The organism is Polaromonas aquatica (assembly GCF_050626995.1).
Classification (GTDB): Bacteria; Pseudomonadota; Gammaproteobacteria; order Burkholderiales; family Burkholderiaceae_C; genus Polaromonas; species Polaromonas aquatica_A.
Genome location: NZ_CP192467.1, coordinates 1,170,000 through 1,192,639, shown reverse-complemented (window position 1 = coordinate 1,192,639; position 22,640 = coordinate 1,170,000). Strand labels below are relative to the sequence as shown.

21 protein-coding genes and 1 other RNA gene are annotated in these 22,640 nt (G+C 62.3%); 16 read left to right on the top strand and 6 right to left on the bottom strand.

The annotated features are described in order from the left end of the window. Positions 1-34: 34 nt before the first annotated feature. Complete coding sequence (locus tag ACQ4MS_RS05750) at positions 35-472, bottom strand: acyl-CoA thioesterase (protein ID WP_431098322.1); 438 nt, start codon at positions 470-472, stop codon at positions 35-37. A 54-nt stretch (positions 473-526) separates the two neighbouring features. Between ACQ4MS_RS05750 and ACQ4MS_RS05745 the strand changes: the two genes are divergently transcribed. The 12 genes from ACQ4MS_RS05745 to lepB all read left to right on the top strand — a co-directional run bounded on the left by ACQ4MS_RS05745 (position 527) and on the right by lepB (position 13,131). Further along, a complete protein-coding gene (locus ACQ4MS_RS05745; protein ID WP_431098320.1) occupies positions 527-2,377 on the top strand; it encodes an ABCB family ABC transporter ATP-binding protein/permease in 1,851 nt (616 codons plus the stop codon). A gap of 161 nt (positions 2,378-2,538) precedes the next feature. Continuing rightward, entirely contained in the window at positions 2,539-3,501 is a 963-nt protein-coding gene (locus ACQ4MS_RS05740) for a LysR substrate-binding domain-containing protein (protein WP_431098319.1), read from the top strand. Between the two features lie 223 nt (positions 3,502-3,724). Beyond that, a complete protein-coding gene (locus ACQ4MS_RS05735; protein ID WP_431099542.1) occupies positions 3,725-5,137 on the top strand; it encodes an aspartate ammonia-lyase in 1,413 nt (470 codons plus the stop codon). Positions 5,138-5,364: 227 nt separating this feature from the next. Continuing rightward, positions 5,365-6,255, top strand: a complete 891-nt coding sequence (locus ACQ4MS_RS05730) for a transporter substrate-binding domain-containing protein (RefSeq protein WP_431098318.1) — start codon at positions 5,365-5,367, stop codon at positions 6,253-6,255. A gap of 107 nt (positions 6,256-6,362) precedes the next feature. After that, positions 6,363-7,085, top strand: coding sequence for an amino acid ABC transporter permease (locus ACQ4MS_RS05725; protein ID WP_431098316.1), 723 nt, complete (start codon positions 6,363-6,365; stop codon positions 7,083-7,085). 1 nt (position 7,086) lies between these two features. Then, complete coding sequence (locus ACQ4MS_RS05720) at positions 7,087-7,773, top strand: amino acid ABC transporter permease (RefSeq protein WP_431098315.1); 687 nt, start codon at positions 7,087-7,089, stop codon at positions 7,771-7,773. 50 nt (positions 7,774-7,823) lie between these two features. Further along, positions 7,824-8,561, top strand: a complete 738-nt coding sequence (locus tag ACQ4MS_RS05715) for an amino acid ABC transporter ATP-binding protein (protein WP_431098314.1) — start codon at positions 7,824-7,826, stop codon at positions 8,559-8,561. Positions 8,562-8,782: 221 nt separating this feature from the next. Then, on the top strand, positions 8,783-9,862 hold the full coding sequence (pyrC, locus tag ACQ4MS_RS05710) for a dihydroorotase (protein ID WP_431098313.1): 1,080 nt from the start codon (positions 8,783-8,785) through the stop codon (positions 9,860-9,862). Further along, complete coding sequence (locus tag ACQ4MS_RS05705) at positions 9,862-10,644, top strand: NYN domain-containing protein (RefSeq protein ID WP_431098312.1); 783 nt, start codon at positions 9,862-9,864, stop codon at positions 10,642-10,644. Before pyrC ends, ACQ4MS_RS05705 begins: the two co-directional genes overlap by 1 nt. A gap of 45 nt (positions 10,645-10,689) precedes the next feature. Further along, a complete protein-coding gene (locus tag ACQ4MS_RS05700; protein ID WP_431099541.1) occupies positions 10,690-11,430 on the top strand; it encodes a DUF3025 domain-containing protein in 741 nt (246 codons plus the stop codon). 96 nt (positions 11,431-11,526) lie between these two features. After that, on the top strand, positions 11,527-12,402 hold the full coding sequence (gene htpX, locus ACQ4MS_RS05695; RefSeq protein ID WP_431098310.1) for a protease HtpX: 876 nt from the start codon (positions 11,527-11,529) through the stop codon (positions 12,400-12,402). Between the two features lie 60 nt (positions 12,403-12,462). Then, on the top strand, positions 12,463-13,131 hold the full coding sequence (gene lepB / locus ACQ4MS_RS05690; protein ID WP_431098309.1) for a signal peptidase I: 669 nt from the start codon (positions 12,463-12,465) through the stop codon (positions 13,129-13,131). A gap of 7 nt (positions 13,132-13,138) precedes the next feature. Here the strand turns inward: lepB and ACQ4MS_RS05685 are convergent, their stop codons facing one another. The 3 genes from ACQ4MS_RS05685 to ACQ4MS_RS05675 are packed head-to-tail and all read right to left on the bottom strand — an operon-like array spanning position 13,139 to position 16,170. After that, positions 13,139-13,834 carry a ProQ/FINO family protein gene (locus ACQ4MS_RS05685; RefSeq protein ID WP_431098307.1) on the bottom strand — a complete coding sequence of 232 codons (696 nt, stop codon included), beginning with the start codon at positions 13,832-13,834 and terminating at the stop codon, positions 13,139-13,141. Positions 13,835-13,876: 42 nt separating this feature from the next. Then, positions 13,877-14,503: a flavin reductase family protein gene (locus ACQ4MS_RS05680; protein ID WP_431098306.1), complete on the bottom strand. Its 627-nt coding sequence runs from the start codon at positions 14,501-14,503 to the stop codon at positions 13,877-13,879. Beyond that, positions 14,500-16,170 (bottom strand): NAD(P)/FAD-dependent oxidoreductase, encoded by a 1,671-nt coding sequence (locus ACQ4MS_RS05675; protein WP_431098305.1) that lies wholly within the window; start codon positions 16,168-16,170, stop codon positions 14,500-14,502. Before ACQ4MS_RS05675 ends, ACQ4MS_RS05680 begins: the two co-directional genes overlap by 4 nt. A gap of 64 nt (positions 16,171-16,234) precedes the next feature. On the opposite strand from ACQ4MS_RS05675, the gene rnpB reads away from it, so the two are divergent. Next, an RNA gene (gene rnpB / locus ACQ4MS_RS05670) (RNase P RNA component class A) lies at positions 16,235-16,575 on the top strand. 71 nt (positions 16,576-16,646) lie between these two features. Here the strand turns inward: rnpB and ACQ4MS_RS05665 are convergent. After that, positions 16,647-17,531 (bottom strand): basic amino acid ABC transporter substrate-binding protein, encoded by an 885-nt coding sequence (locus ACQ4MS_RS05665; RefSeq protein WP_431098304.1) that lies wholly within the window; start codon positions 17,529-17,531, stop codon positions 16,647-16,649. Between the two features lie 243 nt (positions 17,532-17,774). Continuing rightward, positions 17,775-19,424, bottom strand: a complete 1,650-nt coding sequence (locus ACQ4MS_RS05660; RefSeq protein ID WP_431098303.1) for an MBL fold metallo-hydrolase — start codon at positions 19,422-19,424, stop codon at positions 17,775-17,777. A 180-nt stretch (positions 19,425-19,604) separates the two neighbouring features. On the opposite strand from ACQ4MS_RS05660, the gene dapF reads away from it, so the two are divergent. The 3 genes from dapF to ACQ4MS_RS05645 all read left to right on the top strand — a co-directional run bounded on the left by dapF (position 19,605) and on the right by ACQ4MS_RS05645 (position 22,616). Further along, entirely contained in the window at positions 19,605-20,492 is an 888-nt protein-coding gene (gene dapF / locus ACQ4MS_RS05655; protein WP_431098302.1) for a diaminopimelate epimerase, read from the top strand. Positions 20,493-20,835: 343 nt separating this feature from the next. Further along, a complete protein-coding gene (locus ACQ4MS_RS05650) occupies positions 20,836-21,531 on the top strand; it encodes a DUF484 family protein (protein ID WP_431098301.1) in 696 nt (231 codons plus the stop codon). Positions 21,532-21,542: 11 nt separating this feature from the next. Continuing rightward, the gene (locus ACQ4MS_RS05645; RefSeq protein WP_431098300.1) at positions 21,543-22,616 is read left to right on the top strand and encodes a tyrosine recombinase XerC; all 1,074 of its coding nucleotides are present in this window, start codon (positions 21,543-21,545) and stop codon (positions 22,614-22,616) included. Positions 22,617-22,640 lie beyond the last annotated feature (24 nt).

Genomic DNA, 22,640 nt, shown 5'->3' with positions numbered 1-22,640 from the left:
AGTAGCTATCAAAATAATAGCAACCGCAACGTGCTCAGTTCCTGGCAATCTTGCGCGGCTTGCCGAAATCATCGATGGCTACATAAGTCAGGCTCGCTTCGGTGACCTTGATGTAGCGGCCCTGCGCGCGAAAGCGCTCGGCATAGACCTCGACCTGCACGGTGATGGAGGTGGTGCCAATCCGGGTGACGCCGGCAAAAAACGAGAGGATGTCGCCGACGCGCACCGGCTGCTTGAAGATGAACTGATTGACCGCTACGGTGGCCAGGCGGCCGTCGACATGGCGGGCCGGTACGACGGATCCGGCCAGGTCGACCTGCGCCATGACCCAGCCGCCGAAGATGTCGCCGTTTGCGTTGCAGTCGGCCGGCATGGGAATGACCTTGAGCACCAGCTCCTTGTCGGTGGGCAGCTGGACGTTGAGGGCATCCTCGGCGTGAATGTCCGTAGGGGTGCTTGATTCGGTAGACATAGGCACAATCTGAAAAGTCAAAAGTTATTACAACAACCCCCACGATTGTCCCTCATGCGCTCCCGAGCTTCCGCTGCTGATTCTTCCCTTGCCGTGCCGGCAGTTGCGACCGCTGTGAGTACCGGCAAAACGCCAGCGCCCCAGCGCTCCGACCTGGACACCCTGAAACGGCTCTTCCCTTATTTGTGGGATTACAAGTGGCGCGTGCTGGCGGCCCTGAGCTTCATGGTGGGCGCCAAGATGGCCAACGTCGGTGTGCCGGTCTTGCTGAAGAACCTGGTTGATACCATGAACTTCAAGCCCGGCGACGCGCAAGCGGTGCTGGTGGTTCCGGTGGCACTATTGATTGCCTATGGCCTGCTGCGCCTGTCGACCACGCTTTTTACCGAACTGCGTGAACTGGTGTTCGCCAAGGCCACCGAAGGCGCAGCGCGGCGGATTTCGCTGGAGGTGTTCAGGCACCTGCATGCGCTCAGCCTGCGTTTTCACCTGGAGCGGCAAACCGGCGGCATGACGCGCGACATCGAGCGCGGCACGCGCGGCGTGCATTCGCTGATCTCCTATTCGCTTTACAGCATCATCCCCACGCTGATCGAAGTGACCCTGGTGCTTACGCTGCTGGCGGTGAAGTTCGACGCCTGGTTCGCCGGCATCACCGGTATCGCGCTGGTGTTCTATATCTTCTTCACGGTCACCGTGACCGAATGGCGCACGCAGTTCCGCAAGACCATGAATGAGCTGGATTCGTCGGCCCACAGCCGCGCCATCGACTCGCTGCTGAACTACGAGACGGTCAAGTATTTCAACAATGAGGAGTTCGAGGCCGCCCGCTACGACGAGAACCTTCAGCGCTACCGGCGCGCCGCCATCAAGAGCCAGAACACGCTGAGCCTGCTTAACACCGGCCAGCAGCTCATCATCGCCATCGGGTTGGTGGCGATGCTGTGGCGCGCGACGCAGGGCGTGGTCGATGGCCGCATGACGCTGGGCGACCTGGTCATGGTCAACGCTTTCATGATCCAGCTTTACATCCCGCTGGGATTTCTGGGGGTGATTTACCGCGAGATCAAGCAAAGCCTGACCGACCTTGACAAGATGTTTGTGCTGATGGAGCGTGAACGCGAAATTGCCGACCAGCCGGGTGCCCAGCCGCTTCATATTGAGGGCATGCCGGCGGTGCGCTTCGAGAACGTTAATTTTGCGTACGACCCGGCGCGGCCAATTCTGCACAACGTGAGCTTTGAGATCCCGCCGGGGAAAACGGTGGCGGTTGTGGGTTCGTCCGGCGCTGGCAAATCCACGCTGGCGCGACTGCTTTACCGGTTTTACGATGTCCAGCAGGGCCGCATCACCATCGCCGGCCAGGACATCAAGCAGGTTACCCAGTCCAGCGTGCGCCAGTCCATTGGCATCGTGCCGCAGGACACCGTACTTTTCAATGACACGGTGGAATACAACATCGCGTACGGCAAGCCGGGCGCCACCCATGCCGAGGTGGAAGAAGCCGCACGCGCGGCGCGCATCCACAGTTTCATCGCCTCGACGCCGCTGGGCTACCAGACCATGGTGGGCGAGCGCGGCCTGAAACTGTCGGGTGGCGAAAAGCAGCGTGTGGCCATCGCCCGCACCTTGCTCAAGAACCCGCCGGTCGTGATTTTTGACGAGGCGACCTCGGCGCTGGATTCGGCCAACGAGCGTGCCATCCAGGCCGAGCTGCGCACCGCCGCGCAGAACAAAACCACGCTGGTGATTGCGCACCGCCTCTCCACCGTGGTGGATGCGCACGAAATCCTCGTGATGGATGCCGGGCGCATCGTGGAGCGCGGAACGCATGCGCAGTTGCTGGCGTTGGAGGGCGCTTATGCCCGCATGTGGGCGTTGCAGCAGAGTTCGGCTGAGGCTTGAGATTTAGGTGAAATCCCGGCTTTTCCCATAACTGACGGGACGAACAGCTATTAAATTTATAACGGTCTGGCGCCTGGCCATGTGGCCAGGAATTTCCGGTTTCTCTGCAGCCATGGGATTCCCCGTAGGTCGAAATGCTTCAGGCCTCGCATAATTGCTTCATGGAAACCAAATGGCTGGAAGATTTCGTGAGCCTGGCTGAAACCCGCAGTTTCAGCCGCTCCGCCCAATTGCGTCACGTCACCCAGCCTGCGTTTTCACGGCGCATCCAGGCGCTGGAAGCCTGGGCCGGCACCGACCTGGTAGACCGCAGTTCCTATCCCACGCGGCTGACGCCGGCGGGCGAAACCCTGTACAGCCAGTCGCTGGAAATGCTGCAGGGCCTGCAGTCCACCCGTGCCATGCTGCGCGGCCATACCTCCGCTGGGCAGGACGTCATTGAGTTCGCGGTGCCGCATACGCTCGCTTTCACTTTCTTTCCCGCCTGGGTCAGCAGCCTGCGCGAGAAGTTCGGCCCCATCAAAAGCCGGCTGATTGCCCTGAATGTCCATGATGCCGTGTTGCGGCTGGTTGAGGGCAGCTGCGACCTGCTGATTGCCTACCACCACGACTCCCAGCCTTTTCAGCTCGATCCGGACCGCTATGAGATGGTGTCGCTGGGCCAGGAAGTGCTGGCGCCTTTTGTGCGGGCCAATCCGGCGGGTCAACCCGAGTTCAGCCTGCCGGGGCGCGCCGGCCAGCCCCTGCCATACTTGGGGTATGCGCCGGGCGCCTACCTGGGCCGCATGGTCGACATGATCCTCAAACAATCCAGTACGGCCATTCATCTGGACCGGGTTTACGAAACCGATATGGCCGAGGGCCTGAAGGCGATGGCCCTGGAAGGCCACGGCATCGCGTTTTTGCCACTCAGCGCAGTCAAAAAGGAATTGCGCGCCAAAAAGCTGGTCAGCGCCGGTGGTAACCTGGAAATGACCATGGACGTGCGTGTGTACCGTGAGCGGCCCACGTCCAAGGAGTCCGCCAAAAGCCACGCGCAGGCCCTGTGGACCTACCTGCAGGCGCAACCTGGCGGCAAGGACAAGGCTGGCAGCCGCGTTAGCAGCAGCCCGGCCTTACGCTGACGGGTTGGCAGGCACCCGCGGGGCGGCAGGCCCATTGACGGATGCTGGTTCTCAGCCGACGACTAGTAGTAACCCTAAGTGGTTATAAGAAAAACGCATAGAAGATCGTCGAAACAGCATTGGTCTTTTCAAACCTGCAAACTTACAGTTCGTGACGTTCAAATTTTGATGGTGGCCCGTGCTTCTTGATTCATCTACTGCTTCCGTAACCAGCCCTGTTGCCGTGCCCGGCGCGGCGACACGCACCGAGCACGATTTCCTCGGCGAAAAGCAGATCCCCGTGACGGCCTATTGGGGCGTCCATACCGCGCGTGCGGTAGAAAATTTCCCCATCTCCGGCACCCGCATTTCAGCGATGCCCGACCTGATCCGCGCGCTTGGTTTTGTCAAAAAAGCCGCCGCACGCACCAACCAGCAGCTAGGCGCGCTGGACGCCAAACGCGCCGCCGTCATCATGGCTGCCTGTGACGACCTGATCGCAGGAAGGCACCATGCCGAATTCGTGGTTGACGTGATCCAGGGCGGCGCGGGTACCTCCACCAACATGAATGCCAACGAGGTGATCGCCAACCTCGCGCTGGAAAAAATGGGCGTGGAAAAGGGCCGCTACGACGCGCTGCACCCGAACGACCATGTCAACGCCTCGCAAAGCACCAACGACGTTTATCCCACGGCCGTGCGTATCGCCCTGTGGTTTGCCATTGAACGCCTGCTGGCCTCGATGGCCATCCTGCGCGCCGGCTTTGAAGCCAAGGCGCACGAGTTCAGGGACATCCTGAAAATCGGCCGTACCCAGCTGCAGGACGCCGTGCCTATGACGCTGGGCCAGGAGTTCCTCACCTACGCCGTCATGATCGGCGAGGACGAAGCGCGTTTGCGCGAAGCCCGCGTGCTGATCCAGGAAATCAACCTGGGCGCCACGGCCATCGGCACCGGCATCAATGCACCCGCTGATTACGCCGAGCTGGCCTGCCGCTACCTGGCTGAGGAAAGCGGGATCCCCGTCGAAAAAGCCGCGAACCTGATCGAGGCTACACAAGATACAGGTGCATTTGTGCAGCTCTCCGGCGTGCTCAAGCGCGTGGCGACCAAGCTCAGCAAAATCTGCAACGACCTGCGCCTGCTCTCAAGCGGTCCGCAGGCCGGCTTTGGCGACATCCGGCTGCCGCCGCGCCAGGCTGGTTCGTCCATCATGCCCGGCAAGGTCAACCCGGTGATTCCAGAGGTCATGAACCAGGTTGCCTTTGAAGTGATCGGCAACGATATGACCGTGACCATGGCTTCCGAAGCCGGGCAGCTGCAGCTCAATGCCTTTGAGCCCATCATGGGGTGGAGCCTCTTCAAGAGCATTGAGCATTTGAGCCAGGCGTGCCTCACATTGCAAGCAAACTGTGTGGCAGGCATCGAGGCCAACCGCGAACTTCTGGCCAGGCGGGTGCGTGAATCTGTCACGCTGGTCACCGCGCTTAACCCCATCATCGGCTATGAAAAAGCGGCGCTGATTGCCAAGACAGCCATTGCCACCGGTGCGCCAATTGCCGAGATCGCGGAGTCGTTGGGCATCATGACGCAAGCCGAAGTTGAAGCCTTGCTGGTGCCTGACAAGTTGACGCAACCGATGCGTCTGGTGGTTTGAGCCTCACTGGCACAAAGACTGCTTACATCTACCGTATAGTTCCGGACTTCTTTTATGCGTGCACCACTTTGGAAAACTCCGGCAACGGCTATTGATGCCGCAGGGCCACAAAGTCCATCCACGCGATCCGTTCCCCATTTTTAGAGGCCGGGTAAACCTAGGTTTGTCCCCGGGTACCATCTCTCTAGAATAGTTTGCTAACCGTTTCATTCATTACAGGAGATTCCATGAAACTCAAGCTCGTTGCTCTGTCTGTCGCCCTGCTCGCCACCGGCGGTGCATTTGCCGACACCCTCTCCAAAGTCAAGGCTTCCGGCGTTGTCACCATGGGCGTTCGCGACTCCTCCGGCGCGCTGTCTTATACTTTGGGCGACGGTAAATACACCGGCTACCACGTTGAAATCTGCCAGCGTATCCTGGCCGGCCTCGAAAAAGCCGCCGAACGCAAGCTGGAAGTCAAGTACCAGCCCGTGACCTCACAAAACCGCATTCCCCTCGTGCAAAACGGCACGGTCGACATCGAGTGCGGCTCCACCACCAACAACGCGACCCGCCAGAAAGACGTGGCCTTCGTCGTCACCACCTTCGTGGAAGAAGTCCGCATTGCCGTGAAGGCCGACTCCGGCATCACGTCCGTGGCCCAGCTGAAAGGCAAGACCGTGGCGACCACTACCGGTACCACGTCCGTGCAGACGCTGCGCAAGAACAAACGCGCCACCGGCGTCGAGTTCAAGGAAATCTTCGGCAAGGACCACTCCGACAGCTTCCTGCTGCTCGAGTCCGGCCGCGCTGATGCGTTCGTCATGGACGGCTCCATCCTGGCCGGCAACATCGCCACCGCCAAGAAGCCTTCGGACTTCAAGATCGTCGGTGAAGTGCTCAACGTGGAGCCCATCGCCATCATGATCCGCAAGGACGACCCCCTGCTCAAGCGCCTGGCCGATGACACCGTGAAGGGCATGATCAAGTCCGGCGAAATGAACAAGCTCTGGACCAAGTGGTTCCTGTCGCCGATCCCACCGAAGAACACCAAGGTTGGCCTGGCACTGAGCGCCAGCACCAAGGCTGCCTGGGCCAACCCGAACGACAAGCCGATGGAAGAGTACGCCCAGAAGTAATTCTGGTCAGGTAAATTGACAAACCCCGCCGGTCGCCTTGCTCTGGCGGGGTTTCTCGTTTACCGTGGCATGGGACAACAACACAACAACCATTTGCTGGAGCCGCGATGACTTGGGATTGGCAGGTATTTTTAAATGATGACGGTAGTGGTCGAACCTACCTGCAGTGGATGTTTGACGCCTGGGGTTGGACACTGTCCGTTGCCGGTGCATCCTGGGTGATTGCCATGCTGTGCGGTGCGTTGATCGGCACGCTGCGCACCTTGCCCAACAGCCCGTGGCTGGTGCGTTTTGCCAATGCCTGGGTCGAGCTGTTCCGCAACGTTCCCCTGCTGGTCCAGATTTTCATCTGGTACTTCGTGGTCCCCAAGATTTTCCCAGTGATGAAAGACCTGCCCAGCTTTGTCCTGGTCGTGTTTGCGCTCGGTTTTTTCACCTCGGCGCGTATTGCCGAGCAGGTGAGGGCGGGCGTTCAGGCGCTGCCCCGCGGTCAACGCTATGCCGGCATGGCCATGGGCTTTACCACCCTGCAGACCTATCGCTATGTCATCTTGCCGATGGCCTTTCGCATCATCATTCCGCCGCTCACCAGCGAGTCGATGAATCTCCTGAAGAATTCCTCCGTGGCTTTTGCAGTGTCGATCGCCGAGCTCACCATGTTCGCGATGCAGGCGCAGGAAGAAACCTCGCGCGGTATTGAAATTTACCTAGCAGTGACGGCTCTTTATGCAGTTTCCGCCTTCGCGGTCAACCGGGTCATGGCCTTTGTTGAAAAGAAAGTCCAGATCCCCGGCTTCGTTGTAGCCGGCTCAACAGGCGGAGGGCACTGACATGCTTGGACTCGACATGAGCTTCCTGAACTGGGAGATGATTTCCCAGTTCGTGATCAAAGGCTTTATCTTCAGCATCCAGCTGACCATCATTGCCACCATTGGCGGCATCATCTTCGGCACCGTGCTGGCTCTGATGCGGCTGTCGGGAAAAGCCTTTCTCACCATTCCCGCGACGTTTTATGTCAACGGCATGCGCTCCATTCCGCTGGTCATGGTGATCCTGTGGTTCTTCCTGCTGGTGCCAGCGTCGTTTTACGGCCTGATTCCCGGCGGCAGCAACTACCGCGCAGAGATCTCCGCCATCATCACCTTCGTGGCTTTTGAAGCGGCTTATTTCAGCGAAATCATGCGCGCGGGCATCCAGTCCATCTCGCGCGGCCAGGTCAATGCCGGGCGCGCCCTGGGCATGAGCTACGCGCAGAACATGAAGCTGATCATCCTGCCGCAGGCTTTCCGCAACATGGTGCCCATCCTGCTGACGCAAACCATCATCCTGTTCCAGGATACGTCGCTCGTCTACGCCATCGGCGCTTATGACCTGCTCAAGGGTTTCAGCACCGCCGGAAAGATTTATGGCCGCCCTGAAGAGGCTTACCTGCTGGCCGCCGTAGTTTATTTCGTGATCTGCTTCGGGCTGTCCTATATGGTCAAGCGCCTGAACAGCAGAATCGCCATCATTCGCTGAGGCGCTGTTCGCCGAAACACGCAACCTCAAAGAGAACACTGGAGAAGAAGATGATTGAGCTGAAAGAAGTTTCCAAATGGTACGGTGACGTGCAGGTTCTCAACAACTGCACCACCAGCATCAAGAAGGGTGAAGTTGTTGTGGTCTGCGGCCCTTCGGGCTCGGGCAAGTCAACGCTCATCAAGACCATCAACGCGCTGGAGCCTTTCCAGAAGGGCCAGATTTTTGTCGACGGCAAGGCTGTGCACGACCCCAAGACCGACCTGCCCAAGCTGCGCAGCCGCGTCGGCATGGTGTTCCAGAATTTTGAGCTGTTCCCGCATTTGAGCGTGACGGAGAACCTGACGCTGGCGCAGGTCAAGGTGCTGGGCCGCAAGCCTGATGAAGCCAAAAAACACGGCCTCAAGTACCTGGACCGCGTGGGCCTGATGGCGCACAAGGACAAGTTCCCCGGCCAGCTCTCTGGCGGCCAGCAGCAGCGTGTGGCGATTGCCCGTGCTCTCAGCATGGACCCCATTGCCATGCTGTTTGACGAACCCACTTCCGCGCTCGATCCCGAAATGGTGGGCGAAGTGCTTGATTGCATGATGGGCTTGGCCGTCGAGGGCATGACCATGATGGTGGTGACCCACGAAATGGGCTTTGCCCGCAAGGTCGGCAGCCGCGTGATTTTTATGGACGTCGGCGGCAAGATCCTGGAAGACTGCTCGAAAGACGAGTTCTTCAACCATCCCGAGAACCGCCAGGCGCGGACCAAGGACTTTCTCAACAAGATCCTGTCTCACTGAAGCACTGAAAAATCATCGCAACTGCAAAAAGAAGAAGAAACAAGAAAGCCCCGCATTGCGGGGCTTTTTTCATGGCGCTGCCTGGCGCCTGCTGCCGTGCCTGCTGCCGTGCCTGCCGTACCGTATCCTGATTTTCAATCAAGGATGGATACGCACTCCCCACGCCCCGGCCAGATGGCGTAAAGCGGCTTTGCCGGCCCCGCGGTGCGACAATTCAGCCCATGACTTCAGCCACCAGCACCCCCGCTTCGACCCGGACCTCCGCCCTGACGATTACGCGCCCCGATGACTGGCACCTGCACGTGCGTGACGGCGAGGCCCTGCACACCGTGGTGCCGCATACGGCGGCGCAATTCGGCCGGGCCATCATCATGCCCAATCTGCGCCCGCCCGTGACTACGGCCGCGCAGGCCGTGGCCTACCGCGAGCGCATCCAGGCCGCGGTGCCCGCCGGCGTGAAATTCGAGCCGCTGATGACGCTCTACCTCACAGACAACCTGCCACCCGACGAAATTGCCCGCGCCAAAGACGCTGGTGTGGTCGCAGCCAAGCTCTACCCGGCCGGTGCCACCACCAACAGTGACGCCGGTGTGACTGATCTGCGCAAGACCTACAAGACGCTGGAAGCCATGCAGAAAGCCGGCCTGTTGCTGCTGGTGCACGGCGAGGTAACTTCCTCCGACATCGACCTGTTCGACCGTGAAGCCGTGTTCATCGATACGCAGCTCATTCCACTGCGCCGTGATTTTCCCGAGCTCAAGATCGTTTTTGAGCACATCACCACCCGCGAAGCCGCCCACTACGTGCGAGATGCCGGCAAGTTCACGGGCGCGACTGTCACCGCGCATCACCTGCTCTACAACCGCAATGCGATCTTCACCGGCGGCATTCGCCCACATTACTACTGCCTGCCGGTGCTCAAGCGCGAGACCCACCGCCTGGCGCTGGTCGAGGCCGCCACCAGCGGCAATAACCGCTTCTTCCTCGGCACCGACAGCGCGCCGCATCCCGCGCACCTCAAGGAACACGCAACGGGCTGCGCAGGGTGCTACACCGCCCACGCTGCCATGGAGCTTTACGCCGAAGCGTTTGATGACGCCGGCGCGCTGGACAAGCTTGAGGCCTTTGCCAGCTTCAATGGTGCCGACTTTTACGGCTTGCCGCGCAACACCGGCAGCATCACGCTGAAGAAGGAGAGCTGGCATCCGCCCGAAAGTTATGCCTTCGGCGAAGCTGAACTCAAACCGTTGCGCTCGGGTGAGAACCTGCCTTGGAAACTGCATGCTTCCGAAAGCCCCTGATGGAACATAAGCCGCGCGTTGCCTTGCTCATAGACGCCGACAACTCGCCGGCGTCCAAAATCGACCTCATCCTCAACGAGTTGTCGACCTTCGGCGAGACCAGCATCCGGCGCGCTTACGGCAACTGGAAAAAGAACGAACTCAAGGGCTGGGAAGAGGTGCTGCATGAGCATGCCATCCGCCCCATGCAGCAGTTTGATTACACCAAGGGCAAGAACGCCAGCGACATGGCCATGGTGATCGATGCGCTGGAGTTGCTCTACACCGACCGGTCCGACGCGTTCGGCATCGTTTCATCGGATGCCGACTTCACGCCGCTGGTGATGCATCTGCGTGCCAAGGGCGCGGCGGTTTACGGCTTTGGCGCGCAGAAGACACCGGAGCCTTTCGTCAATGCGTGCTCGAGATTCCTGTTCCTCGACAAGCTGCGTCCCATCGCCGTCAATGATGCGGTGGGCAGTACCCAGGCGGACAGTCGTGACGACGGCGAGGCGGTTTCCGCCGCGCCCCTTCGGGCCACACCGGCCCAGCTCAAGCAGGACGCCAAGCTGGTCATGCTGCTGCGCAACGCTGTCCAGGCCGCTGCCGACGATGAAGGCTGGGCACGCGTGGGCGCTGTAGGTACCCAGATTGCCAACCAGGCTTCGTTTGACCATCGCAACTATGGCTACGCCACATTGACCAAGCTTCTGGTGGCCACCCAGCTCTTCGATATCGCGGACGAAGGAAAGTCCACCGTCGCAGTGCGCGACAAGCGCCTGAACAAGGCGTCGCGTACCTAGGAGTTGCCGGTGCGAGCTTCCGTAGCTTTACCACCAGCGACGGCGATGCCGCTTCCGGCATGGCACCAGCCCTGGCTGCGGTCCTGGCAGGAATCTGGCGAGCGTGTGGCCCAGGCGGTAGCAGAGGGCGCTGCGTTGCACCAGGCCCTCAATGCCGGGCCGCGCGCCCCGGTGCGCTTTGTCCCCCAAAGTGCATTGCCCGCCGGTGAAGCCTACGAGAGCTTTATTTTCAGGACGGGCGAATGCCCCACCCGCGAAGGCCTGCATGATTTTTTTAACGGCCTGTGCTGGATGTGTTTCCCTGAAACCAAAAAGAAGCTCAACCAGCTGCAGGCTGCAGAAATCGCGCGGGCCGGTGTTCAGCAGGTGCGCGGCCCGGTCCGTGACGCGCTCACGCTCTTTGATGAAAACGCCGCTTTCCTGCTGGCGCCCCAGCCCTTGTGGAATGCCTTGGTGGTCCAGGATTGGCAGCAGCTCTTTGTAGGTTTGCGCCCACTCTGGCAACAGGCCCGGCTGGTGCTGTTTGGCCACGCTTTGCTTGAAAAACTGGTTGATCCACGAAAAGCGATTACAGCCCATGTATATCGGGCGCAACCAGCTATCAAATCAATAGCGGATCTGGACCGGTGGATTGCCGGCGACCTGCGTACGGAGAAACTAGCTGGCAAGCCTTTTGCACCCTTGCCGGTGCTGGGCGTGCCCGGATGGTGGGCCGGGAACGAGAACTTTTCCTTTTATGATGACTCCCTTGTGTTCCGACCACCACGGCTGCCAAACAACAGATAGAAATCGGCCACCGGCTTGCGGCGCAGCTTGAACTGGGCTGGCAAGCCCTCATATCCTGCGCAAGGCGGGCTTTTTTACCGACCCCACGGAGAACCCATGAAACGTATTTTCCTGTTTGTCCTGACCAACATTGCCGTCGTGGCGGTGCTGGGCATCGTCGCCAGCCTGCTGGGCGTCAACCGCTACCTCACGGCCAACGGCCTGAACCTGACGGCGCTCCTCGGCTTTGCGCTGATCATGGGCTTTGGCGGCGCCATCATCTCGCTGTTGATCAGCAAGCCGGTCGCCAAATGGAGCGCCGGCGTGCGCGTCATCAACGAAGCGCAGAACGCTGACGAGGCCTGGATCGTCGAGACCGTGCGCAAGCTGGCCGACAAGGCCCAGATCGGCATGCCTGAAGTCGGCATCTTTGAGGGCGCGCCCAACGCCTTCGCCACGGGCGCATTCAAGAACTCTTCGCTCGTGGCCGTGTCCACCGGTTTGCTGCAAGGCATGACCAAGGAAGAAATTGAGGCCGTGCTGGGCCATGAGATCGCCCACATCGCCAACGGCGACATGGTCACCATGACCCTGATCCAGGGCGTGATGAACACCTTTGTGGTCTTCCTCTCGCGCGTGATCGGCTACGCCGTCGACAGCTTCCTGCGCCGCGGCAGCGACAACAACTCCGGCCCCGGCATCGGTTATTACGTCAGCACCATCGTGCTGGACATCGTGCTCGGTTTCGCCGCCGCCATCGTCGTGGCCTGGTTCTCGCGCCAGCGCGAATTCCGCGCCGACGCCGGTGCCGCGCAGCTGATGGGCCGGCGGCAGCCCATGATGAACGCCCTGGCCCGCCTGGGCGGCATGCAACCGGGCGAGCTGCCCAAGGCCGTGGAAGCCATGGGCATCACCGGCAGCATCGGCAAGCTGTTTGCCACGCACCCGCCGATTGAAGAGCGTATCGCGGCGCTGCAAAACAGCCAGGCTTGAATATCCAAGGCGCCCCGCAAGGGGCGCTTTTTTTTGCACGGAATTCACGGGAGCACGAGTATGAAAAGCTGGATGAAACAGAATCGTGGTTTTCTGGTATTTCTGCTGTTGTTCGGGCTGTTCCGCACCGCCATCGCGGACTGGAACCCGATTCCCTCGGGTTCCATGCGGCCCAACCTGCTCGAAGGCGACGTGGTTTTTGTCAACCGGCTGGCCTATAACGTCAAGGTCCCGCTGACCGACACGGTGCTGGCGCGCACGGCCGACCCTCAGCGCGGCGACGTGGTCACGTTTTCCTCACCGGTGGACGGCGTGCGCCTGATCAAGCGGTTGGTGGCACTGCCGGGTGATGTCGTGGAAATGCGCGCGAAGGTGCTCGTCATCAACGGGCATGCGGCGCGCTATGAAGCGCTGGATACGGCGCTGGAGCCGGCGGGCCCCGTGGGCGTGCTGGTGGCCACCCATGTAAAAGAGAGCACGGCCCAGGGCCAGCATGAAATCCAGTGGCTGACCGGCGTGGCAGCCAAGGACACCTGGGGCCCGATCACGATTCCGCCCGATCACTTCATGATGCTGGGCGACAACCGTGACAACAGCGCCGATTCGCGCTACATCGGCCTGGTGCCGCGCCAGCTGCTGATAGGCCGGGCCGAACGCATCCTGGTGTCGGCCGACATCCTCGAGAAGTGGCAGCCCCGCTTCGAGCGCTTCGGCCGCTCGCTCTACTGACGCTGCCTTATTGAGGCTGGGCCGCGCCGGCCTGCCGCGTGCGTTCCACCGCCTGGGCGACGTCCGCCGGTGCCATGCCGTACATCTCGGCAAACTGCTCCACCGTCTTGCCGCTGGCCTCAAAAGCCCGCATCAGGGCCTCGCGTTTCGCGGTCTGCACCGCGATTTCGGCAAAAGCCTCTTCGAGCAGCGCGTTGGCGGCCTCATCCTGCGTGCGGGTGCGCTCGGCGTATTCGTCGCGGCTCAGGCCCGAGGCTTCGATGGCCGCGACCAGGCGGGCAACCACCTTGGGACGCAAATCCTCCTTGGATCGCGCCTGGCGGCGCCGGAAGACTTCCATGATGGCGTGGTGCACGTGCTCGGGCGCCACGGGCTCCACCGCCTCGCCCTGCAGGTTGTGGCGCGGATGGCCGGCTGCCACGCATTCGAGGTAGCGGGTGGAACGCGCGTGCAGGCCCAGTGCCACCTTGAGTTCGTCGCGTTTGAAAACGTCGGGGTTCTCGGCCAGCAGGTCCTGGAAGGCACCCAGCTTGAGTGGCAGGAACTGCGCGCCGAACATCTTGGGATAGAGCTCGAACAGCTTTTCCAGCACCGGGTGGACTTCGCGCGTGCGCTGCTGTTGCTGCGGCGGGCCGGCGGGCCGGGTGCGCTGTGCCGGGCGGGGGCGCTTGGCGCGCGGAGTGGGGGTGGTGGTGTCGGTCATGTGATGGGGTGAAAAAGTGGAGTGCCGGGGTGCCTTGGCCGCCTAACGTGGCCTGAACATGCGAAAGAGGTTGTCGGGGGTGACGGCGAAATAGTCGGCCGGCCCGCCGCCGCGAAGAATCGGTTCGGCGGCCGCCGTGTCGTAAATGCCGTCCTTGAGCAGATGCCTTGCAATGTACACGCCGACCACCTCGCCCAGGACCAGCCAGGTGGGCACCGGCACGCCGTCCGCGCCCTGCAGCTGCAGGATTTGCGTCAGCCGGCACTCGAAGGACACCGGGCTTTCCAGCACGCGCGGCGCGGCGATGCGCTGCGAGGCTACCGGCGTGAGGCCGGCCAGCTCGAATTCATTGACCTCGGGCGCCACCATCGCACAGGAGCGGTTCATGGCCTCGGCCAGCGGGCGGGTCGCCAGGTTCCAGCCGAACTCACCGGTTTCGCGGATGTTGCGCAGGCTGTCCTTGGCGCCAATGCTGGCAAAACCGATGATTGGAGGCGTGTAGTTGAAGGCGTTGAAAAAACTGTAGGGCGCCAGGTTCAGCTGTCCTTTCGCGTCCTGCGAAGAAATCCAGCCTATGGGCCGCGGCCCCACCATGGCGTTGAAGGGATCGTGCGGCAGGCCGTGGCCGTTGACCGGCTCATAAAAGTGAAAATCGTCGTGAGCCATCATGCTGCCACTCGCTGCCGTTCAGCATCCTGCAGCACGCTACGCGCCAGCGCCTCGGCGACCTTGATGCCGTCCACCCCGGCCGACAGGATGCCGCCCGCGTAGCTGGCGCCTTCGCCGGCCGGGTAGAGGCCGCGTACATTGACGCTTTGCAGGTCTTCGCCGCGGCTGATGCGGATGGGCGAGGAGGTGCGTGTTTCCACGCCGGTCAGTACCGCGTCGTGGGTGTCGAAGCCCTTGATCTTCTTGCCGAACACGGGAAAAGCCTCGCGCATGGCGGCGATGGCGTACGCGGGCAGGGCCGACGACAGGTCACCCAGGGTCACGCCCGGTTTGTAGGACGGGGTGATGCTGCCCAGCGCGGTTGAAGGGCGGCTGGCCAGGAAATCACCGACCAGTTGCCCCGGGGCGTTGTAATTGCCGCCGCCCAGCACAAAGGCGTGCGATTCGAGCTGGCGCTGCAGCGCGATGCCGGCCAGCGCGTCGCCGGCTTCAAAGCCGGGGTAGTCGCGCGGGTCTATGCCCACCACGATGCCGGCGTTGGCATTGCGCTCGTTGCGCGAGTACTGGCTCATGCCGTTGGTCACCACGCGTCCAGGCTCCGACGTGGCGGCCACCACCGTGCCGCCCGGGCACATGCAAAAACTGTAGACCGAGCGGCCATTGCTCGCGTGGTGCACCAGCTTGTATTCGGCCGCGCCCAGCGAAGGGTGGCCGGCATGGCGGCCCCAGCGCGCGCGGTCGATGATGCCCTGCGGGTGCTCGACCCGAAAGCCGATCGAAAAAGATTTGGCCTCGATGTACACGCCGCGCGCGTACAGCATGGCGAAGGTGTCGCGTGAGCTGTGGCCCAGCGCCATCACCACCTGGTCGGCGCGCATCTCGTGGCTCTGGCCCGTGGCCTGGTCCAGTACCGTGAGGCCGCGCAGTTGCTTGCCCTCGCGGCCGTCCTCGATCAGCACGTCAGTTACGCGCTGCTCGAAACGGATTTCGCCGCCCAGTGCGACGATCTGCGCACGCATGTTCTCGACCACCTTCACCAGTTTGAAGGTGCCTATGTGCGGATGCGCCTCGAACAGGATGTCGGCGGGCGCGCCGGCTTTCACGAATTCATTCATCACCTTGCGGCCCAGGTGGCGCGGGTCCTTGATCTGGCTATAGAGCTTGCCGTCGGAAAAGGTGCCGGCGCCGCCTTCGCCGAACTGCACGTTGGACTCGGGGTTCAGCACGTTCTTGCGCCACAGGCCCCAGGTGTCGCGGGTGCGCTGGCGCACTGTCTTGCCGCGCTCCAGCACGATGGGCTTGAAACCCATTTGCGCCAGCAGCAGCGCGGCGAACATGCCGCAAGGCCCGAAGCCGACGACGACAGGGCGCAGAGGCAGGCCGACAGGCGCCTGGCCGACGCTGCGGTAAGCCATGTCGGGCGTGGGCAGGATGTGCGGGTTGCCGGAAAATTTCGCGAGCAGCGCGCTTTCCAGGGAAGCATCGGCCAGCGTGACGTCGACGATGTAGACCTTGAGCAGGTCGGCCTTGCGCGCGTCAAAGCTGCGTTTGTGGATGTGGACGTTTTGCAGCTCGGCCGCGGCGATGCCCAGGGTTTGGGCCGCCAGGGCGGGCAGGGCGTCTTCCGCGTGGTCCAGCGGAAGTTTGAGTTCGGTCAGGCGAATCATGGAAAGGGGCTCGTGTTGATCAAGCAACCCGCATTTTAAAGGCTTGGCGGATAATAGACCCCGTGAAGCCTGCCAGACCGCCGCTGGTGCAATCTGGGAAACCAGGCACTGGAGGAACGTCCGGACTGCACAGGACAGCGTAGGAGGTAACACCTCTCCACCGTGAGGTGAGGATCAGAGCAACAGAGACGAGTCGGCCTTGGGGCAACCCCGGGCCGGGTGAAACGGGCAATCTCTACGCGCAGCAATACCAAGTAGGCCAGCGTTGATGTGGTTCCGCAGAGTTGGCGGGTAGGTAGCATTGAGCCGCGGGGGCGACCCCCGGCCCAGATTAATGGCGGTCACGCCGGGCCTTCTCCAAGGGGGCCCGGTGCACAGAATCCGGCTTATCGGCGGGCTTCACACTAATAAAAAAAGCCCCGTTCAGCGGTGAACGGGGCTTTGTCTTTCAGGGCGTTGCCAGCCCTGCCTGTGCCTTATTTGGCGGGAGAGGCGGCGGCAGCTGGTGCCGATGCTGTGCCAGCGGTTGCGGCTGCAGCGGGGGCCTTGCCGAAGTACTGGGCGTAAATCTTGTCGTACGTGCCATCGGCCTTGATGTCCGCCAGGCCCTTGTTGAGTTTTTCCAGCAGCTCGGTGTTGCCCTTCTTCACGGCCAGACCGTATTGCTCAGGCGCAAAGCTGGCGTCGGCGATGGTCTTGAACTGGGTGCCGCTGTTGTTGTTGACGTAGTGCTCCACCACGCCGTTGTCGGCCACCACGGCATCCACGCCGCCGGCTTCCAGTTCTTTCAGCGCCAGGGGCGTTGCTTCAAAGCGCTTGATGTTGGGGCTGTCCTTGCCCTGCAGCTTGGTGATGACTTCATCGCCCGTGGTGCCGTTCTGCACGCCGACCTTGAGTTTTTTCAGGTCGTTGAACTTGGCGATCTTCGAGTCCTTCTTCACGGCGATCAGCTGCTGCGCGTCGAAGTAGGGCGTCGAAAAATCCATGGTCTGCTTGCGCTCGGCCGTGATGGTGATGGCGGATACCAGCAGGTCGCGGTCGCCCTGGTTGAGCGAGTTGAAGATGCCTTCCCACGGCGTGTTCAGGAATTTGACCTCAATGCCGGCTTTCTGTGCCACGGCCTTGACGATCTCAATGTCAAAGCCGACGATCTCGCCCTTGTCGTTCTGCGACTCAAAAGGTACGTACGCGGCGTCCGTGCCGACGACATACACCTTGGCAGGGGCGGGTGCTGCTGCTGCGGGTGCGGAGGCGCCAGCGGCCGGTGCGGGAGGCTCCTGCTTCCCGCAGGCTGCCAAAAGCAGGCCAGCCAGCAGCATGCCGGCGCCTTGAAGGAAATGTCGGGTCGTGATGGAAGACATGAAAAAAACCTCGCTGAATGTTGAATGCGTGAGTTCAGAATCCCGCGGAAAAGGCGGGCTGGTGGCCCGGATTCCCGGCAGGTATGAGAAAAAAAGTATAAACCGTGGCCGCCAAAAACCTAGCAATTGGTGTGCCCGAAGTGACGGAGTTTCAAAATAGCCCACCGCTGACTGGCCGCCGCCTGCGTATTCCGTTGTGGCGGACGGACATGGCGGGCAGGGTTGCAGACGCGACGCGCAGCGCTACAGGTTGGCAAATCCCTGTGACTCAATGCGCTCTACATGCGCGAGCAGTGAACGTTTGGCCACCGGCCAGATACGCGGATCCACGTCGTCGTATGCGGCCGCAACCCAGTCGTCTGTCGTGCCCTCCGGCCGGCTCTGCATCACGCCGATGATCTTGGCCTCGCGCTTGAGGCGGTGCGCCTTGAGCTGGGCAATCGTGCTTTTGGCCCCGCCGATCACATAGCCGTGCGCGGGGGCGATGAATTCGACCTGATGCGCATCGCATGCTGCACTGAGTGCGTCCAGCGAATCCAGGTAGGCATTCATGTTGCCGTCCGGCGGATCTATCACCGTGGTGCTGCCGTTGAGGATGTGGTCACCGCTGAACAGCAGGCCGTCCTCCAGCAGCACCAGGCATACATGGTTGGCGGCATGGCCGGGCGTATGCAGTACCTTCAGGGTATGGGTGATTTCCCCATCCAGCCCTTTTCTGACAAGCGTCAGATGCTCCTGATTTAATAGCGCACGATCTGGCGTGAAGGTGCTGGCGGCGCGCGCCGTGGGTGCCGAAGGCAGGCCCAGGATGGGCGGCGCAACGCGGCACATGGCCTGTAGCGGCCTCGCGCCGGGCGAATGGTCCGGGTGGGAATGGGTGCACACAATCATGCGGATGTCACCGCCTGCCGCGCGCCACAGCCGCTGCAGATGCTCGTGATCGGCCGGGCCGGGGTCGATGGCGATGTAGCCGCTGCCCGGCTCACCGACAAGGTAGCTGTTGGTGCCTGGCCCGGTCATCACGCCCGGGTTGGGAGCCGTCAGGCGCATGACGTTTTTGAGCAGAGCCACGGGCTGTGATGTCTGCCAGTCAAGCGGGTGCACGATCTGCCCGTCCGGGCAGGTCAGCGCCAGCTCGCCGTAAGGCGCTTCATGCTCCATGTAGCGTGCCTCCTTGCCGGCCAGCATCCCGGCGCGCGGGCAGGAGGTCCAGAGCGGAACTTCAGACGCGCAGGCCGCCAGCACCGAACCGACATCACGGTAGTGCTGCAACTTCTCCAGCGTGCGTATGGTCGGAAAGATGATGAAGAAGCCTCCCGCCAGGTGCCGCGCCAGTGCGTCGGCCGGCCGGACCCAGACGGGCTCGAACTGTTCGGCCTCGTCGGCCACCGGGTTCTGGCCTTCTGGCATGCGGGCAACGAGAAAAGGCACGTCAAAGCGGCGCGGCAGGTCGCGGTCCGTGATCCAGTGCGCCAGAACAAACACCTCGTCGCCCGCCAGCGTCAGGCCGCGCTCCTTGCACTGCGCGGCAAACGGTGCCTTGCGGTCCAGTGCTGCGATATCTGCCGTGGTGGCATGGCTGCCGTCGGCATGGCGCGCCAGCAATACACCGAGTTCTTCAAAGCTCTCCCGGATGGCGGCGATGGCCTGCGTCAGGTGCAGGTCGCTTTGCGTGGCCCGCCGTGTGGATTGCGCATGCGCCTGCGCATCGGCCGGGTCGATGCCGCCGCCGGGGAAAACGTACGCCCCCGGGGCAAAACTGGCGGTCATGGAGCGCCGCGTCATCAGGACTTCAATACCTTGCGGGGTGTCGCGCAGCAGCAGGACTGTGGCTGCGGGCCGAAGGGGCGCGGGGTCGCGCGGGGGGTGGAGCAGTTGGGAAAGGCGCGGCATCCACAAATTATGGCGTCAGAGTTGTGCGGGCGCTGAACGCTGGTCCTGAACGGTTTTCGCCAGCGAACCGGAACAAATCGTGCGTACTGCGCGGAATTCCTTTAAAACAACGGTGGGCAGGCGAGAAATGACCCATTCACCTCTTCAAGCGCTGTCTTCGCAGCACCGATAATTCCTTCCATGCGAATCCGATTCACCAAAATGCAAGGCGCGGGCAACGACTTCGTCATGCTCGACGAAACCCAGAAGCCGCTGGGCTTGACCACCGCGCAATACCGCTTCCTCGCCGACCGTCACTTCGGCGTCGGCGCCGACCAGATCCTCACCGTACGGCCGCCGCCCAAGGATGCCGGCGAAGGCATCGACTTTGAATACGTGATCCACAACGCCGACGGCGGCGAGGTTGAGCAGTGCGGCAACGGCGCGCGCTGCTTTGTGCGCTTTGTGCGGGAGCAGGGCCTGACAACCAAAGACGTCGTAAGGGTCAAAACGCTGAGCGGCGTCATCGAGCCGCGCATGCAGGCCGACGGGCGCGTGACAGTGGACATGGGTGCGCCGGTGTTTGAGCTCACGCGCGTTCCCTTTGACGCGTCCGGGCTACGCTCCCAGGTTCAGGGTTCGTGGGAAAAATGGCCGTTAGCCCTTGAGAAATCAGCGCAGGCAGCTACTATTTTGATAGCAGCTTTGTCGATGGGGAACCCACACGCGGTGCAGCTGGTGGATGACGTGGACACTGCGCCGGTGCTGCAGAACGGCCCGCTGATTGAAAACCATGCGCGCTTTCCACGCCGCGTGAACGCCGGTTTCATGCAGGTGGTTTCGCGCGGGCAGATCCGCCTTCGGGTGTTTGAACGCGGCGTGGGTGAAACCCTGGCCTGCGGCACGGGTGCCTGCGCGGCGGTGGTGGCCGGCATACGCTGGGGCTTGCTGGATACTCGGGTAGAGGTGATGACACGGGGCGGCCAGCTCACCATTGAATGGCCGGGGCAGCTTGATGCACCCGTCATGATGACCGGGCCGGCGACCACGGTGTTCGAGTCCGAAATCGAGATTCCCGACGGGATCTAAGTCCACCCCCGTCCAGGCTCACTTCGTGTAGCCCGTTCCCCCCTTCCAGGGGGCGGCGCCTGGGGCCGGCAAAGCCGGACCCTCGGCCCCCGCTGGTGGAATGCCTCGTTAGTTACGCCCATCGGCCTCTTCAAGCCAGGGTGCCGTGGAACCGGCTTTGCCGGGCCGCAGGCACCGTCCCCTGCAAGGGGAAAAGGGCTACACGCAGTGAGCCCGATAGGGGTGTGCCAATTTTTCGGCTTTGCCGGGCCGCAGGCGGGCGGCCCCCTCGGGGGGCAAGGAGTTACACGAAGTGAACGACTGTGGGAGCCCATTTACGGCCCATTTCCCTACAATGCCCGACATGAACCCTACCGAACACCCCATCACCGAAGACGACATCGCCAATTTCCTGGCCAACACGCCCGATTTCTTCGAGCGTCACGCCGAGTTGCTGGCTTCGGTGCAGCTGTCCAGCGGCCACGGCAACCGCGCCGTCAGCCTCCAGGAGCGCCAGGCACTCATGCTGCGTGAAAAAATCAAGGGGCTGGAGACGCGGATGGTCGACATGATCCGCCACGGCCAGGAAAACGTGGCCATTGCCGACAAGATGCAGCGCTGGACGCGCAAGCTCCTGCAGGCGACGCAGGCGCGCGACCTGCCCGGCGCCATCGTCGAAGGCATCACCACCGAATTCCTGATTCCCCAGGCCGCCATCAAGGTCTGGGACGTTAACGGAATCTTTTCCGATGAGAGTTTCGCCACCGATGTGAGTGAAGACGCCAAAACCTTTGCGTCTTCATTGAGTGCGCCGTACTGCGGCGTCAATTCGGGTTTCGAGGCGGTCAACTGGCTGCCCGAACCTGCCGTGGCGCTGTCGATGGCCCTGATACCGCTGCGTGCGGCAACGGGCGCGGAGGTCTCGGGCCTGCTGGTACTGGCTTCACCCGACCCGGAACGCTTCCACAGCGGCATGGGTACTGACTTCCTGGAGCGGCTCGGCGAGCTGGCGGGTGCGGCGCTGACACGCCTGCGGCCCCAGCAGGTTGCCGCCCTCTAAATACCCCGGCCATGACGCAAATATCGCCTCTTGCGTCTGGACCCGGCGGCGCGCAAACGGAAGCGGCGCCTGCGTTGCCGCCTCCCAATCCACTGGTGGAGCGTTATCTCGAGCATGTGCGCGTTGAAAAACGCCTGGCCCAGCGCACGGTGGAGCTCTACGCCCTCGACCTGCAAAAACTTGAGGCCAATGCGCACCAGGCCAACGTGGCGCTGACAGCGGTGCAAAACATGCACATGCGGCGCTGGGTGGCGCAGATGCATGGCGCTGGGCGCAGCGGCCGGGGCATTGCGCTGATCCTCTCGGGCTGGCGCGGTTTTTACACCTGGCTGGGCCGGGAAGGGCTGGTCAACGGCAATCCCGTGCAGGACGTGCGTGCCCCCAAGGCCGCCAAACCCCTGCCCAAAGCGCTGAGTGTGGACGAAGCCGTGCAGCTGGCCGCCTACCAGGCTGACGTTTCTGATGGAGACCCCCTGCTGGAGTCGCGCGATGAATGCATTACCGAGCTGCTTTACGGCTGCGGGCTGCGCATTGGCGAGCTGGTGGGGCTGGACGTGCAGGCCAGCGCAGGGGCGCGGGGCTGGATCGACAGGGACGCGGCAGAAGCCCATGTGCTGGGCAAAGGCGCCAAGCGGCGTAGCGTGCCGGTCGGCCAGGCAGCGCTGCGGTCGTTGCAGCGTTGGCTGGCCGCGCGCGCCGGCTGGGCAGGGGAAGACCCTGCCCTCTTTATCAGCCAGCGCGGCACCCGCTTGACGCCGCAGCATATTCGCGTACGGCTGAAGCGGCGCTCCCTCAACGCCGGGCTGGCCACGCCGGTGCATCCGCACATGCTGCGCCATTCCTTTGCCAGCCATGTGCTGCAGTCCAGTGGCGACCTGCGCGCGGTGCAGGAATTGCTGGGCCACGCCAACATCACGACCACGCAGGTCTACACCCGGCTGGATTTCCAGCACCTGGCCAAGGTGTATGACGCGGCCCATCCGCGGGCATTGTCGAAAACGCCAGCGCGCCCCGTCGTTGCGTCCGCACTGGCGCCGGAGCAAGCCGCTGCCGAATTTTCGGGCGAAAGCAAGAAAAAAAGCTGAATCAGGTGCGAGTCCTCCATCGGC

Bases quoted from the DNA above. Each gene is read 5' to 3' on its own strand.
- htpX (WP_431098310.1), top strand. From the start codon at position 11,527: ATGAAACGTATTTTCCTGTTTGTCCTGACCAACATTGCCGTCGTGGCG.
- ACQ4MS_RS05705 (WP_431098312.1), top strand. From the start codon at position 9,862: ATGGAACATAAGCCGCGCGTTGCCTTGCTCATAGACGCCGACAACTCG.
- ACQ4MS_RS05720 (WP_431098315.1), top strand. From the start codon at position 7,087: ATGCTTGGACTCGACATGAGCTTCCTGAACTGGGAGATGATTTCCCAG.
- ACQ4MS_RS05675 (WP_431098305.1), bottom strand. From the start codon at position 16,170: ATGATTCGCCTGACCGAACTCAAACTTCCGCTGGACCACGCGGAAGAC.
- ACQ4MS_RS05700 (WP_431099541.1), top strand. From the start codon at position 10,690: ATGCCGCTTCCGGCATGGCACCAGCCCTGGCTGCGGTCCTGGCAGGAA.
- ACQ4MS_RS05750 (WP_431098322.1), bottom strand. From the start codon at position 472: ATGTCTACCGAATCAAGCACCCCTACGGACATTCACGCCGAGGATGCC.
- ACQ4MS_RS05745 (WP_431098320.1), top strand. From the start codon at position 527: ATGCGCTCCCGAGCTTCCGCTGCTGATTCTTCCCTTGCCGTGCCGGCA.
- ACQ4MS_RS05715 (WP_431098314.1), top strand. From the start codon at position 7,824: ATGATTGAGCTGAAAGAAGTTTCCAAATGGTACGGTGACGTGCAGGTT.
- dapF (WP_431098302.1), top strand. From the start codon at position 19,605: ATGCGAATCCGATTCACCAAAATGCAAGGCGCGGGCAACGACTTCGTC.
- ACQ4MS_RS05740 (WP_431098319.1), top strand. From the start codon at position 2,539: ATGGAAACCAAATGGCTGGAAGATTTCGTGAGCCTGGCTGAAACCCGC.
- ACQ4MS_RS05685 (WP_431098307.1), bottom strand. From the start codon at position 13,834: ATGACCGACACCACCACCCCCACTCCGCGCGCCAAGCGCCCCCGCCCG.
- lepB (WP_431098309.1), top strand. From the start codon at position 12,463: ATGAAAAGCTGGATGAAACAGAATCGTGGTTTTCTGGTATTTCTGCTG.
- ACQ4MS_RS05725 (WP_431098316.1), top strand. From the start codon at position 6,363: ATGACTTGGGATTGGCAGGTATTTTTAAATGATGACGGTAGTGGTCGA.
- ACQ4MS_RS05680 (WP_431098306.1), bottom strand. From the start codon at position 14,503: ATGATGGCTCACGACGATTTTCACTTTTATGAGCCGGTCAACGGCCAC.
- pyrC (WP_431098313.1), top strand. From the start codon at position 8,783: ATGACTTCAGCCACCAGCACCCCCGCTTCGACCCGGACCTCCGCCCTG.
- ACQ4MS_RS05665 (WP_431098304.1), bottom strand. From the start codon at position 17,531: ATGTCTTCCATCACGACCCGACATTTCCTTCAAGGCGCCGGCATGCTG.
- ACQ4MS_RS05660 (WP_431098303.1), bottom strand. From the start codon at position 19,424: ATGCCGCGCCTTTCCCAACTGCTCCACCCCCCGCGCGACCCCGCGCCC.
- ACQ4MS_RS05730 (WP_431098318.1), top strand. From the start codon at position 5,365: ATGAAACTCAAGCTCGTTGCTCTGTCTGTCGCCCTGCTCGCCACCGGC.
- ACQ4MS_RS05645 (WP_431098300.1), top strand. From the start codon at position 21,543: ATGACGCAAATATCGCCTCTTGCGTCTGGACCCGGCGGCGCGCAAACG.
- ACQ4MS_RS05650 (WP_431098301.1), top strand. From the start codon at position 20,836: ATGAACCCTACCGAACACCCCATCACCGAAGACGACATCGCCAATTTC.